Source organism: Nocardiopsis sp. NRRL B-16309 (assembly GCF_001279585.1).
Classification (GTDB): Bacteria; Actinomycetota; Actinomycetes; order Streptosporangiales; family Streptosporangiaceae; genus Nocardiopsis.
The window spans coordinates 19,762-31,967 of record NZ_LGEC01000087.1 but is presented as its reverse complement, the minus strand read 5'-3'; the positions used below and the strand labels follow the sequence as shown (position 1 = coordinate 31,967).

The 12,206-nt window shown below is 72.9% G+C and carries 14 protein-coding genes; 8 read left to right on the top strand and 6 right to left on the bottom strand.

The window, feature by feature from the left end:
* Positions 1 to 356: 356 nt before the first annotated feature.
* On the top strand, positions 357 to 674 hold the full coding sequence (locus ADL05_RS19595; protein WP_053618452.1) for a WhiB family transcriptional regulator: 318 nt from the start codon (positions 357 to 359) through the stop codon (positions 672 to 674).
* 292 nt (positions 675 to 966) lie between these two features.
* On the opposite strand, the gene ADL05_RS19590 is transcribed toward ADL05_RS19595, so the two are convergent.
* Positions 967 to 2,169, bottom strand: a complete 1,203-nt coding sequence (locus tag ADL05_RS19590; RefSeq protein ID WP_053618451.1) for an ArsA family ATPase — start codon at positions 2,167 to 2,169, stop codon at positions 967 to 969.
* Entirely contained in the window at positions 2,166 to 3,212 is a 1,047-nt protein-coding gene (locus ADL05_RS19585) for an ArsA-related P-loop ATPase (protein WP_053618450.1), read from the bottom strand. Before ADL05_RS19585 ends, ADL05_RS19590 begins: the two co-directional genes overlap by 4 nt.
* Before the next feature lie 380 nt (positions 3,213 to 3,592).
* On the opposite strand from ADL05_RS19585, the gene ADL05_RS29845 reads away from it, so the two are divergent.
* From ADL05_RS29845 to ADL05_RS19570, 4 genes are all read left to right on the top strand, one after another.
* Complete coding sequence (locus ADL05_RS29845; RefSeq protein WP_073381827.1) at positions 3,593 to 3,766, top strand: DUF4177 domain-containing protein; 174 nt, start codon at positions 3,593 to 3,595, stop codon at positions 3,764 to 3,766.
* On the top strand, positions 3,766 to 4,227 hold the full coding sequence (locus ADL05_RS19580; RefSeq protein ID WP_053618449.1) for a RidA family protein: 462 nt from the start codon (positions 3,766 to 3,768) through the stop codon (positions 4,225 to 4,227). The genes ADL05_RS29845 and ADL05_RS19580 overlap by 1 nt, the downstream gene beginning before the upstream one ends.
* A gap of 229 nt (positions 4,228 to 4,456) precedes the next feature.
* Complete coding sequence (locus tag ADL05_RS19575; RefSeq protein WP_053618448.1) at positions 4,457 to 5,287, top strand: NUDIX hydrolase; 831 nt, start codon at positions 4,457 to 4,459, stop codon at positions 5,285 to 5,287.
* Between the two features lie 94 nt (positions 5,288 to 5,381).
* A complete protein-coding gene (locus ADL05_RS19570; RefSeq protein ID WP_053618447.1) occupies positions 5,382 to 6,188 on the top strand; it encodes an MBL fold metallo-hydrolase in 807 nt (268 codons plus the stop codon).
* Positions 6,189 to 6,321: 133 nt separating this feature from the next.
* Here ADL05_RS19570 and ADL05_RS19565 read toward each other — a convergent pair whose 3' ends face one another.
* The 4 genes from ADL05_RS19565 to ADL05_RS19550 all read right to left on the bottom strand — a co-directional run bounded on the left by ADL05_RS19565 (position 6,322) and on the right by ADL05_RS19550 (position 8,978).
* A complete protein-coding gene (locus ADL05_RS19565; RefSeq protein WP_053618446.1) occupies positions 6,322 to 7,293 on the bottom strand; it encodes an NAD(P)-dependent alcohol dehydrogenase in 972 nt (323 codons plus the stop codon).
* Positions 7,290 to 7,553, bottom strand: coding sequence for a helix-turn-helix transcriptional regulator (locus ADL05_RS19560; protein WP_053618445.1), 264 nt, complete (start codon positions 7,551 to 7,553; stop codon positions 7,290 to 7,292). The genes ADL05_RS19565 and ADL05_RS19560 overlap by 4 nt, the downstream gene beginning before the upstream one ends.
* Positions 7,554 to 7,555: 2 nt before the next feature.
* A complete protein-coding gene (locus ADL05_RS19555) occupies positions 7,556 to 7,975 on the bottom strand; it encodes a hypothetical protein (protein WP_082376584.1) in 420 nt (139 codons plus the stop codon).
* 316 nt (positions 7,976 to 8,291) lie between these two features.
* Entirely contained in the window at positions 8,292 to 8,978 is a 687-nt protein-coding gene (locus ADL05_RS19550) for a Crp/Fnr family transcriptional regulator (protein ID WP_082376582.1), read from the bottom strand.
* 287 nt (positions 8,979 to 9,265) lie between these two features.
* Between ADL05_RS19550 and nth the strand changes: the two genes are divergently transcribed.
* The 3 genes from nth (at position 9,266) to ADL05_RS19535 (ending at position 12,144) form a co-directional block, all read left to right on the top strand.
* Complete coding sequence (gene nth, locus ADL05_RS19545) at positions 9,266 to 10,009, top strand: endonuclease III (RefSeq protein ID WP_197285860.1); 744 nt, start codon at positions 9,266 to 9,268, stop codon at positions 10,007 to 10,009.
* Positions 10,010 to 10,289: 280 nt separating this feature from the next.
* Entirely contained in the window at positions 10,290 to 10,943 is a 654-nt protein-coding gene (locus ADL05_RS19540) for a CoA pyrophosphatase (RefSeq protein ID WP_053618442.1), read from the top strand.
* Between the two features lie 22 nt (positions 10,944 to 10,965).
* Positions 10,966 to 12,144 carry a MarP family serine protease gene (locus ADL05_RS19535; protein ID WP_053618441.1) on the top strand — a complete coding sequence of 393 codons (1,179 nt, stop codon included), beginning with the start codon at positions 10,966 to 10,968 and terminating at the stop codon, positions 12,142 to 12,144.
* Positions 12,145 to 12,206: the final 62 nt, after the last annotated feature.

The following is a 12,206-nucleotide window of genomic DNA, read 5'->3' as shown; positions in this document are numbered from 1 at the left end:
CCGCGCCGGTCGTACGGACTGTGCACCCGGACTGTGCACCTCGAACATCTTTTCATGGTTATCGCAGCTCGATCGCTGAGCGGTTCGGCTGTGCGAGGACCCGCCGGACCTCTCCGGAGAGGTGCCGGGCCCCACGCCCATGGCCCGAGTGGGCCATGACGAGTGAGATGGAAAGTAGGCCGTTCGGGTTCTGTCGGCGCGGCCTCGGTGTCCGTACGTTCGTGACTACGGGCGGAAGGCGGGAGCCCCACACGAGCCACCGCGCGCGAGAGACCGGAGCCTACCGCGTTCCCCGCCCGTCCAACGCACACGAGTCCCCCACGCCACGCCAGTGCTCACGTATGGGAGAAGGACACATGTGGACCCACCAATGGACCAAGAGCGCGCTGTGCCGCCGCCTGGACCCTGACGCCCTCTTCGTGCGGGGCGCGGCGCAGAACAGCGCGAAACTCATCTGCCAGGAGTGCCCGGTGCGCACCCAGTGCCTGGCCGACGCCCTGGACAACAGGGTCGAGTTCGGGGTCTGGGGCGGCATGACCGAGCGGGAGCGCCGCTCGCTGTTGCGCAAGCACCCCGCGGTCGTCGACTGGCAACCGCTCCTGGAGGAGGCGCACCGGGACGGCGGCGGCGACCTGTCGCGCTACGCGGAGGAGTACGCGGCCGCCGCCTCCTGACCTCCCGGCCGCCGTGTCCGGTCCGCCGAGCGCTGCCGCGACCCGGCCCACCGTGTGCGGCTCTGACTCGGGTCCGCCGTGCGTGCCGTGACCCCGGCCCGCTATGTGCGGTCCTGGCCCCGGTCCGCTACCCGTGCTCCCGCGCCTCCTGACCTCCCGGCCGCCGTGTGCGGTCCCTCGCCGTGTGGCTCTCCGGCCGAGTCGGCGGGCCGATCCCGTCCGCGCTCACGTCGGCCGAACCCCCGGCCCGTGTCCCTCACCAGGCCGCACCGACCCCCGCGGCCCCACGCGTTCACTCCGCCGTTCGACCCTGCCCCGCGTCGGCCAACGCGGCGCCGATCCGCCGCAGGCCGTCCAGGTCGTGCACGTCCTCGGGCAGCGCGGCGACCTCGGTCACCCGGACCCGGGGGTGGCCCGACAGCATCCGGTCCCGCAGCAGCGTCTCCCGTTCGCGCGTGCGCACCCGCTCGGCGTGCAGGCGCAGCGCCGCCGCGGCCAGCGGCCGGTCGCCCGCCCGGTCCAGCGCGTCGGCCGCCGACAGGGCCAGGTCCCGGGACAGGCCGGACGCCGCCCCGTCGGGCAGGGGGTGGGCACGGTTGACGACCAGGCCCGCCAACGGCATCGCGTCCGTGGCCAGGCGCTCCACGAAGAAGGAGGCCTCGCGCATCGCGTCCGTGTCGGGGACGGCCACCACCACGAACGCCGTGCCGGGCGCGCGCAGCAGCCGGTACGTGCGCTCGGCGCGCTCCTGGAACCCGCCGAACACCGTGTCGAACGCGGAGACGAAGGAGCGCAGGTCGTCGAGGAACTGGGCGCCCACGATCTTGCCGATCGCCGACGTCATGAGGTTGAACCCCGCGCCCAGCAGCCGGAAGGCGCCTGTGCTCGCGGGTGTGCTCAGGAACCGGATCAGCCGTCCGTCCAGGAACCGTCCGAGCCGCTTGGGGGCGTCCAGGAAGTCCAGCGCCGACCGGCTGGGCGGGGTGTCCACGACGATCAGGTCCCACTCGCCGGACTGGCGCAGCTGCCCCAGCTTCTCCATGGCCATGTACTCCTGCGTGCCGGAGAAGCTCGTGGAGAGCGTCTGGTAGAAGGGGTTGGCCAGGATCTGCCGGGCGCGCTCGGGGTCGGCGTGCTCCCTGACGACCTCGTCGAAGGTCCGCTTCATGTCGAGCATCATCGCGTGCATGCTGCCCCGCGCCCCGTCCGGCAGGGGCACCGGACGCGGTGTGTTGTCCAGCGACTCCAGCCCCATGGACTGGGCCAGCCGCCGGGCGGGGTCGACCGTGATCACCACGGCCCGGCGCCCGCGCTCCGCGGCGCGCAGTCCGAGGGCCGCGGCGGTGGTCGTCTTGCCGACACCGCCCGACCCGCAGCACACGACGATCCGCGTCCCCGGATCGTCCAGGAGCGCGTCGGTGTCCAGCGCCCGCCGGAGCGCGCCGTCGACGCCACGGCTCGTCCCGCGGTCGGAGTCGTCCGCTGAGCCGGTCATCGGCTCACCCCCTGCGAGGTCAGGTGCCGGGCGAGGCCGTCGAGCGCGGCGCGGCCGACCCCGCCCTCCACCAGCGGCAGCTCCACCAGCGGGTGCCCCAGGTCCGACAGCCGCGCGCGGACCCGACGCTCCAACGCCACCCGCAGCGCGTGCGCGCGCACCTCTTCGGCGAGGTCCTCGGCGAGCGGGCCGGCGTCCGCCAGCCCCGCCGCCTTGAGTCCCGCGGCGAGGTCCTCGACGTCGGGCCCGCCGTCCACGGCCGCGGCCAGGTCGGCCTCGCCCAGCAGCGGTGAGCGCACCATGTTGACCACCACCATGCCGACCTCGATCCCCAGTGCCGCCATCTCCGCCACACCGTCCCGGCACTCCTGCGCGGGCATCTCCTCCAGCACGGTCACGAAGTGCACCCGGGTCTGGGCGGAGCGGATGACCTCCATGACCTTGTCCGCGTGGTTGCGGATCGGCCCGACCCTGGCCAGCCCCGCCACCTCGGAGTTGACGTTGAGGAACTGGGCGATCCTGCCGGTGGGCGGGGCGTCCATCACCACGGCGTCGTAGTGGAACGGGCCCGTGGACGGCGCTCCCGAGGGTCGTCCTCGCCCGCCGCGGCGGCGCCGCACCGCCTCGGTCGCCTTTCCGGTGAGCAGGACGTCGCGCAGCCCGGGGGCGATCGTGGTCGCGAAGTCGACCGCGCCCAACCGGTTCAGCGCCTGCCCGGCCCGGCGCATGCCGTAGAACATCTCCAGGTACTCCAGGAGGGCGGCCTCGGCGTCCGCGGCCAGGACGAAGACCCGTCCGCCGCCGGGTACGGAGACCAGCTCGCGCTCCTCGTAGCGCAGCGGGGCCTCGTCGAGCAGTGTGGCGACGCCCTGGCGTCCCTCGACCTCCACCAGGAGCACCCGGGCGCCGTCGGCCGCCAGGGCCGTGGCCAGGGCCGCGGCGACCGTGGTCTTGCCGGTTCCGCCCTTCCCGGTGACGATGTGCAGACGGGCACCGGCGCACGCCTGCCCCGGTCGCGGTGGTGGGTGCTCACGCTCGCTCACCTCACGGAGTCTATGCGGGCAGGCGCGCTCGGGCCGTTCACGGTGTCCTGGCGGCGTTCCGCGCCTCGGCGGTCGCCCGGCCTCCGGGCCGGTGCTGTCTCCGCGTGCGTCGCGGCCGCGGCGGTCCCGGCTTCTGGCGCCGCCCCGGCCCCACACCTGCCCCGCGCGTCCTGGCCTCCCCACGCGCGTCCTGTTCCCCGAACGACGCCGCCTCCGGCCGAGGCCGCTCCCGACCAACCCCGCCCCCAGCCCCTGCGGCCCCCCGAGCACCGCGTCGGGGACGGCACGCACGCGGGGGTGCGCGCGGGTCAGTAAGGTGGCGGCGTTGACGTGCGGCACCGGGTCCGGCCCGGCCGCCGGTTACCGATGGGGGAGTACGTATGAGCAAGTGGGAGTACCAGACGGTGGCGCTGCTGTCGCACGCCACCAAGCAGATCCTCGACAACTGGGGTTCGGACGGGTGGGAGCTGGTCTCCGTCGTCCCGGCCCCGCTGCCCGAGGGCACCGATCCCCGCAACCAGCAGTACGTGGCGTACATGAAGCGGGAGCTGTGATGGCGACCCCCGAGGAGCGTCTGGCCGAACTCGGCCTGACCCTGCCCGACGTCGTGCCGCCGGTGGCCTCCTACACGCCGACCGTGCGCAGCGGCGGCCACGTGTACGTCTCCGGCCAGCTGCCGTTCGTCGACGGCAAGCTGCCCGCCACGGGCAAGGTCGGCGCGGAGGTCACGCCCGAGACCGCCCAGGAGCTGGCGGCGCTGTGCGCGCTGAACGGCATCGCGGCCGTCAAGGCCGAGATCGGCGACCTGTCCAACGTGGTGCGGGTGGTGAAGCTGGGCGGGTTCGTGGCCAGCACCCCCGATTTCACCGGGCACCCCGGCGTCATCAACGGCGCCAGCGACCTGGTCGGCCAGGTGTTCGGCGACGCCGGTGTGCACGCCCGTGCCGCCGTGGGCGTGGCCGCCCTGCCGCTCGACTCCCCGGTCGAGGTCGACATGATCGTCGAGGTCGTCTGACCGGGTTCGGCCGCTGACCGGCCGGGCCCCGCGGAGCCCGGGCCGGGAGTGACCCGGGCCCGGGCCGTGTGCGAAGGTGCCCTGAGCACGCCCCGCGTGCGGGGACGACGCGCTCCGTCCGCTCCGGCCGGTGCCGGGCACCCGGCCCACTGGGGCCGCGTGCGGCGCCGGGAGCGGGTCGGTCGCCCCCGGCACGCCGCGTGCCGCCCGACCCGAGGGAGGACTCGCCATGCCCGAGCAGACCGGTCCCGTGACGCCGCGGCCCGCCGCCACCGTGATGCTCCTGCGCGAGCCGGCCACGGGGCCGCGGGCCGGACACGGCCTGGAGGTCCTGCTCATGCGCAGGGTCGGGTCCATGGGGTTCGCGCCGGGCGCCTACGTCTTCCCCGGTGGCGGCGTGGACGAACGCGACGCCGACGGCGACCTTCCCTGGACCGGACCCGGTCCGCGGGAGTGGGCCGCGGTCCTGGGGACGGACGTTCCCATGGCCCGCGCGCTGGTGTGCGCGGCGGTGCGCGAGACCTTCGAGGAGACCGGGGTGCTCCTGGCGGGTCCGCCCGGCGCCGGCACGGGGGCGCCCGCGCTGGACACCACCACCGAGGACTGGGAACGCGACCGGCTGGGCCTGATCGACCGCACGCACTCCTTCACCGAGGTTCTGTCCAGGCGCGGGCTGGTGCTGCGCTCGGAGTGGCTCAGGGCCTGGTCCCGGTGGATCACGCCCAGGGCGCAGCCGCGCCGCTACGACACCTGGTTCTTCACCGCCGAACTCCCGCCGGGGCAGCGGCACCGCGACGTGGGCGGCGAAGCCGACCTCACCTGCTGGACCGACCCCGCGACCGTCGCCGAGGCGTGGAGCGGGGGCCGGATGCCGATGCTTCCGCCCACGGTGGTGGCCTGTGCGGAGCTGGCGAAGTGCCGGACCCTGGAAGGTGTACGGACGGCTCGACGGGATATCGTCCCCTTTGAACCGGACGTTCGGGAAATCGGCGGTCAGCTCCGCGTCATTGCCCCCGACGGGGCTGAGTTCCCCGTACCGACACCCGACGCGCGATCCTGACGACCCGCGTGCCAGCGCGGGCCGCGGGGTGGCGGAGAGGTCTCACAGCATGTCCTCCAGACCAGTCCGGTCTCGGCGATCGAAGCGAGGTGCGATGAGGATCGACGGTTCCGGGACACTGCGCGCCAGCTGTGTGCTGTGCCCCAACCCTGGCCCGATGACGTTGGAGGGGACCAACACCTGGATCCTGCGTGAGCCCGGTGCCCGCGGGGTCGTGGTCGTCGACCCCGGCCCCCACGACGAACGCCACCTCGAACGGGTGGCGCGCACGGTGCAGGAGCAGGGCGCGCAGGTGCTGATGGCCATCGTGACGCACCGGCACCCGGACCACTCGGAGGGTTCCCGGTACTTCTCCGAGCTGACCGGGGCGCCCGTCCACGCCGTCGACCCCGCCATGCGATTCGCCGGAGCCGGCCTGGCCGACGGCGAGCTGCTCTCGGTGGACGGCCTGGGCCTGCGGGTGATCGCGACCCCGGGCCACACGGACGACTCCGTGTGCCTGCTGCTGGAGTCCGACAACGCCCTGCTGACGGGTGACACCGTCCTGGGCCACGGCACGCCCGTCATCGACGGGGACGACGGCCTCGGGCCCTACATGGACTCACTCTACCGCCTCAGGGACCTGGTGCGCGAGCACCAGGTCCGCACCCTGCTGCCCGGCCACGGTCCCATCCTGACCTCGCCGACGGCGGTGCTGAACTCCTACATCGACCACCGCGAGTCGCGCCTGGAGCAGGTCCGCGACGCCGTCGGAGCGGGCGCGACCAAGGTCGAGGAGATCGTCGACCGCGTCTACCCGGACATCACGGAGCAGATCCGCTTCGCCGCGAGCTCGTCCGTGCGGGCCCAGCTGCGCTACCTGGCCGACCGCGGCGAACTCCCCGAGGGCATCGACGCCTGACCCGGGCCGCCCCTCCGGCCGGGTCGTCCGGGCCCGGTGCCCGGCACCTTCGGGCCGCACAGCGCCCGGGCGGCCTCCGGGCGGACCTGCCCGGGACTGATCGGCTCCCGGTTCGGCTCGGGCCGGGGCTCCCTCAGCAGGTGACGACCACGGTCCCGGCCTTGTGGCCGCTCTCCGCGCGTCGGTGGGCCTCCACGAGATCCGCCAGCGGGTACACGCCGTCGATGACGGCTCGGATCGCGCCGGAACCGGCCAGCGCGTCCAGGTGGGCGAGGTTGTCGGGGCTCTGCCGCAGGCCGGTGGCCGCGAACCGGCAGGTGCGGCCCCGCCCCCTGGCCGTCCACAGGCTGTGGAACAGGGCCGAGGGCCCAGGGGCGGTCGTCAGGTAGGTGCCGGTGGGCGTGAGCGCCCGGCGCGCCCGGACGAACGAGCTCTTGCCCGCCGCGTCGAAGAAGACGTCCTGGAGGCGGTGCTCCGGAGCGCCCGGGAGGGTGGGGTCCGTCCGCGTGCGGTCGACGACCCGGTCGGCGCCCAGGGACCGCGCCAGGTCGGCGTTGGCGGGGCCGCACACCGCGGTGACCTCGGCGCCGTAGTGCTTGGCGAGTTGCACGCCGTAGCTCCCCACCGAACCGGTGGCGCCGTTGACCAGCACCTTCTGGCCGGGTCGGACCGGGCCCACGTCGCGGAGGAAGGTCAGGGCGGTCGTGGCCTCGACGACGCTCGCGGCCTCCACGTAGGACAGGGCGCTCGTGATCCGCGCCATCGGCCGGTCCTGCGGCAGGCACAGGAACTCCGCGTGGGTACCGAAGTCGTTCGGGCTGAGGCCGAGGACGCGGTCGCCCGCCGAGAACCGCCGCACGTCCGCGCCGACCGCCACGACGTCCCCGGCGAAGGCCCCGCCCAGCACGGCGAACCGCGGCCGGAGCAGGCCCGAGTACAGGCGGGCGACGAACGGGCGCCCCGACCGGAACGCGCAGTCGGCAGCGGTGACCGTCGTCGCGCGGACCCGGATCAGGACGTCGTCCGCTCCCGGTTCCGGGGTGGGGAGCTCCCGCAGTTCGAGTACGTCGGGTGGTCCGTACGCGGGGCAGGACATGGCTCTCATGGTGTGCCTCCTCGGGCGTCGCCCGAGATCCCGGCGGGTCCGGGGTCGTCGGGGTACTGGAAGACCTCCTCCAACGGCGTACCGAGCGCCCGGGAGATCTGGAAGGCCATCTCCAAGGAGGGCGAGTAGCGGCCCTTCTCGATGGCGATGACGGTCTGCCGGGTCACGCCGACGCGCTCGGCCAGTTCCGCCTGGGTCATCTCGCCCCGCGCGAAGCGCAGCGCCCGGATGCTGTTGGTGACCCTCGTCCGCCTGGCCATGGTCAGAAACCCCTGCGATAGGCGACGAGCTTGACGGCTGACGACGCGACCGCGGCGGTGACGTAGGCGAGGTAGATCGTGTTGGCGATCCAGAAGTAGGGCTCCTCGAGCAGCGCGAGGCTGAACGGGACGACCGTGAGGACGGACATGACGACGAAGCCGACGTAGTCGCCCCGGCGGTCGATCTCCTTGTCCCGGGGATCCTTCTGGTAGGCGCCCTTGGGCCACAGCGCGGCGGACACCATGTTGAGGAGGATCGTCGCGGCGAGCGACACCCCCAGGGCCGTCACCAGCGGACGCTGGTAGGCCAGGTCCGCGACGTCCGTGCCCGCCGCCCGGGCGAGGAGTACCACGAGGTAGGCGGCCGGTACCAGCACCGCCACCGCGAGGTAGATCCAGATGCGCCTCTCCTCGAACGACATGTCCGCTCCCTCCGTGATGTCAAACAACTTTGACATCTCAAAAGTAAAGCAGAGCGGACACGACGTCAAGGATGCTTAACATCGTGGGGCAGGGGGAGGCCGTGGTGACAGCGGGCGATCACCGGGACGGTGGTGGCCACTGGGGCGGCGGCCAGCGGGACGGCGGGCGACCACTGGGATGGCGGAGGCCACCGGGACGGTGGTGGCCACGGGGGCGGCGGGCACCGTGACAGCGGCGGCCACCGGACAGCGCTGCGGCCGCCCACCCTTCCGGGTGAGCGGCCGCACAGCGTGTTCGTCGGAGCGGCGCGGTCGCCTAACGGGCGCGGCGACGCATCCGCTCGACGTCGAGCAGGACGACCGCCTTGGCCTCGATCCGCAGCCAACCGCGCAGGGCGAACTCGGCGAGCGCCTTGTTCACCGTCTCGCGGGAGGCGCCGACCAGCTGGGCGAGCTCCTCCTGTGTGAGGTCGTGGTGGACGTGGAGTCCGTCCTCGCCCTCCTTGCCGAACTTGTCGGCGAGCTCCAGCAGGGCCTTGGCCACGCGGCCGGGCACGTCGGTGAAGACCAGGTCGGCCATCACGTCGTTGGTCCGGCGCAGGCGGGCGGCCAGCGACTTCAGCAGCTGCAGCGACACGTGCGGGCGGCTCGACAGGAACGGGCGCAGGTCGTCGTGCCCCAGGCCCGCCAGTACGGAGTCGGTGACCGCCACGGCGCTCGCGGTGCGCGGGCGCGGGTCGAACAGGGACAGCTCACCGAACATCTCGCTGGGGCCGAGCACGCCCAGGAGGTTCTCGCGGCCGTCGACGGCCGTGCGGGTCAGCTTCACCTTCCCGCTGAGGATGACGTACAGGCGGTCGCCCTCGTCACCCTCGCTGAACAGGGTCTGGCCGCGGCCGAGACGGACCTCGCTCACCGAGGCGCGCAGCCCGGCCGTGTCCTCCTCGTCCAATGCCTCGAACAGAGGGGCCTTCCGCAGCACCTCGTTGACTTCGTCCACCACACGTCCTCCTCAAACCTGACCATCAACAGTGTGACGTATATCGCACCCGGGTGTGACACCAGGTCGTTACCTCGGCTCGTCCGCCGGGAGACAACGTGCCCACAACCGCCGACGTCAGCCCATGCGATCTTAGTCGTGGTCGCTATCTATCAGGGCGATCCGCGCCGTGTCACCGGACATTGGTTACATAATCTCGGTCACCTGGGGGAACTTCCGGTGGACCACGGGGGCCGGCCGTCCGACCCGCGGGCGGGACCCCCTCCCGCCCGGGCGCCTACCCTGTGACGATGCCCCGTGACACACCTGACGCGCCCGCGCGGTCGTCCACCCCGTCGGGCGAGAGCCGACTCGCGCTGGTCCGGCGTGCCCGCAAGATGTACCGCGAACTCGTCGAGCTGTACCCCGACGCGCACTGCGAACTGAACTTCACGACCCCGCTCGAACTGCTGGTCGCGACGATCCTGTCGGCCCAGTGCACCGACAAGCGGGTCAACCTGGTCACCCCCGCGCTCTTCGCGCGCTATCCCGACGCGCAGGCCTACGCCGGTGCGCGACGCGAGGAGCTGGAGGAGCTGATCCGGTCGACCGGCTTCTTCCGGGCCAAGGCCAACAGCCTCATCGGGTTGGGCCAGGCCTTGTGCGAACGGCACGGTGGCGAGGTTCCGGGGAACCTCGCCGACCTGGTCAAACTACCTGGTGTAGGACGAAAGACCGCAAACGTACTGCTCGGTAACGCCTTCGGTGTGCCCGGTATCACGGTCGACACCCATTTCGGCCGCCTCGTCCGCCGGTTCGGGTGGACCGACGAACAGGACCCCGTCAAGGTCGAGCACGCGATCGGTGAACTCTTCCCGCCCAAGGACTGGACGATGCTCTCCCACCGCGTGGTCTGGCACGGGCGGCGGGTCTGCCATGCCCGCAGGCCCGCGTGCGGCGCCTGCGGCCTGGCCCGCTGGTGCCCGTCCTTCGGCGAGGGGCCCACCGACGAGGCGACCGCGACCAAGCTGCTCAGGATGCGCTCCTTCGCCTGACGGGAGGGGGCGCCGACCACCGCCGACCACCGTCGGCGACCGGGGCCGGTGGCGGTGGTTTGTACTCTGATGAGCGTGAGCGCGCGCACACCGGTCCCGAGCCGTCCTCCCCGGCGGTGGTCCCACCGGCCTCCCGGCGCCGCCCACCGTGAGGAAGGTCCGAGCGCGCGCGGGTCCCGTGGCCCGCGTACGGCGACGGGGACACACGTGTCCTCCCGGAGTTCTCCGTCCCACGATCCGACCACTGACGGCGCGACAACCCCCGGAACAGGCTCTGCGAATGAATCCGATCCCGCTCTGGCTGGCCTCGCTCACGGACGCCGCCGCCACCATGTCCGTGCCCGAGCTGATGCGTCCGCCGGCGAAGGGCGGCCGTGAGTCCGCGGTCCTCATCCTCTTCGGCGAGGGGCCCCACGGCCCCGACCTCCTGCTGATCCAGCGCAACGACGGGCTGCGGCGGCACTCCGGCCAGCCCGCGTTCCCGGGCGGCCGGATCGAACCGACCGACGCCTCCCCCGAGGCCGCGGCACTGCGGGAGGCCGAGGAGGAGACCGGCCTGGTCCCGGCCGGTGTCGACGTGGTCGGCCGCATGCCCGAGCTCTACCTGCGCTTCAGCGACTTCCGGGTGGCCCCGGTCATCGGCTGGTGGCGCGACCCCTGCGAGGTGCGGCCCACCGACCTCGCCGAGGTCGCCGCGGTGTCGCGCGTGCCGATCGCCGACCTGGCCGAACCCGGCAACCGCGTCACGGTCCGCTACGGGAGCGGCCCGGGCTGGGGTCCGGGCTTCCGTGTGAACGGCATGCTCGTGTGGGGTTTCACGGGGTCGATCATCGACCGCCTCCTCGCCCTGGGAGGCTGGGAACTTCCGTGGCACCGCGAGGGTCTCACTGACGTGTTCGAAGCGACTCCGCAAGGCCTCAGGCCGGTCGGGTAGCACTCACATCCTGGAGGGCACTGTGCTCGACGTCGTCCTGTTCGTCCTGCTCCTGCTGTTCGCCGTCACCGGCTACCGGCAGGGGTTCATCGTCGGGGTCTTCAGCTTCGGGGGGTTCATCGGCGGCGGCGTCCTCGCCGCGCTCACCGCGCCCGACCTCATCCGCGACTGGGTGGGGGACACGGGCCGGCAGGCGCTGCTGGCGATCGCCGTGGTGTTCCTGTCCGCGGCCCTGGGCCAGTTCCTCGCCTCCTACCTGGGCACCATGGTGCGCAACAGGGTCACGTGGGATTCGGCGCGCGTGCTGGACGCGGTGGGCGGCGCCATCGTCAGCGGCCTGTCGGTCCTGCTGGTGGCGTGGTTCATCGGCAGCACGGTGGCCAACTCGGCCCTGCCGTACGTGGCCACGCAGGTGAGGGACTCGCGGATACTGCAGTCGGTGGACGCGCTGATGCCGGAGGCCGCCCACAGCGGCTTCTCGACCTTCCGCAGGATCGTGGACCAGAGCTCCTTCCCGCAGGTGTTCAGCGGGCTCGGCACGGGAGAGCTGGCCGAGGTGGAGCCGCCGGACCCGGACGTGCTCACCACGCAGGAGCTGATCGACTCCAGCCGCAGCGTGGTGAAGGTGCTCGGGACCGCGCCCGAGTGCCAGCAGCGCGTGGAGGGGACCGGCTTCGTCTACGGCGAGGACCGGATCATGACCAACGCGCACGTGGTCGCGGGCGTCACCGACGACCTGCGCGTGGTCACGAGGGACGGCTACCAGCTGGAGGCGACGCTGGTGCTCTTCGACCCCCAACAGGACCTGGCGGTGCTGGACGTGCCCGGGTTGGACCTGGAGCCGCTGGAGTTCGACCACGAGGCCGTGCAGGGCGACGACGCGGTCGTGGCGGGCTTCCCGCGCAACAGCGGGTTCACGGCCGTGCCGGCCAGGGTCCGGGCCAAGCAGACGGCACAGGGGCCGGACTTCTACCACTCGCAGCAGGTGAGCCGCGAGATCTACCAGGTGCGCGCGGTCGTCCGCCCGGGCAACTCCGGCGGTCCGCTGCTGTCCCCGGACGGATCGGTCTACGGGGTGGTCTTCGCTGCGGCGACGAACGAGGACGAGACGGGCTACGTCCTGACCGCCGACGAGATCGCTGAGAACGCGCAGACCGGGCTGGCGGCCACCGAGGAGGTCTCCGCCCAGGTGTGCGAGTGAGCGGACCCGAGCGGCGGCCTCAGGCGGCCCTCAGGGGCCGCGTGACGGACACGGCGGGCACG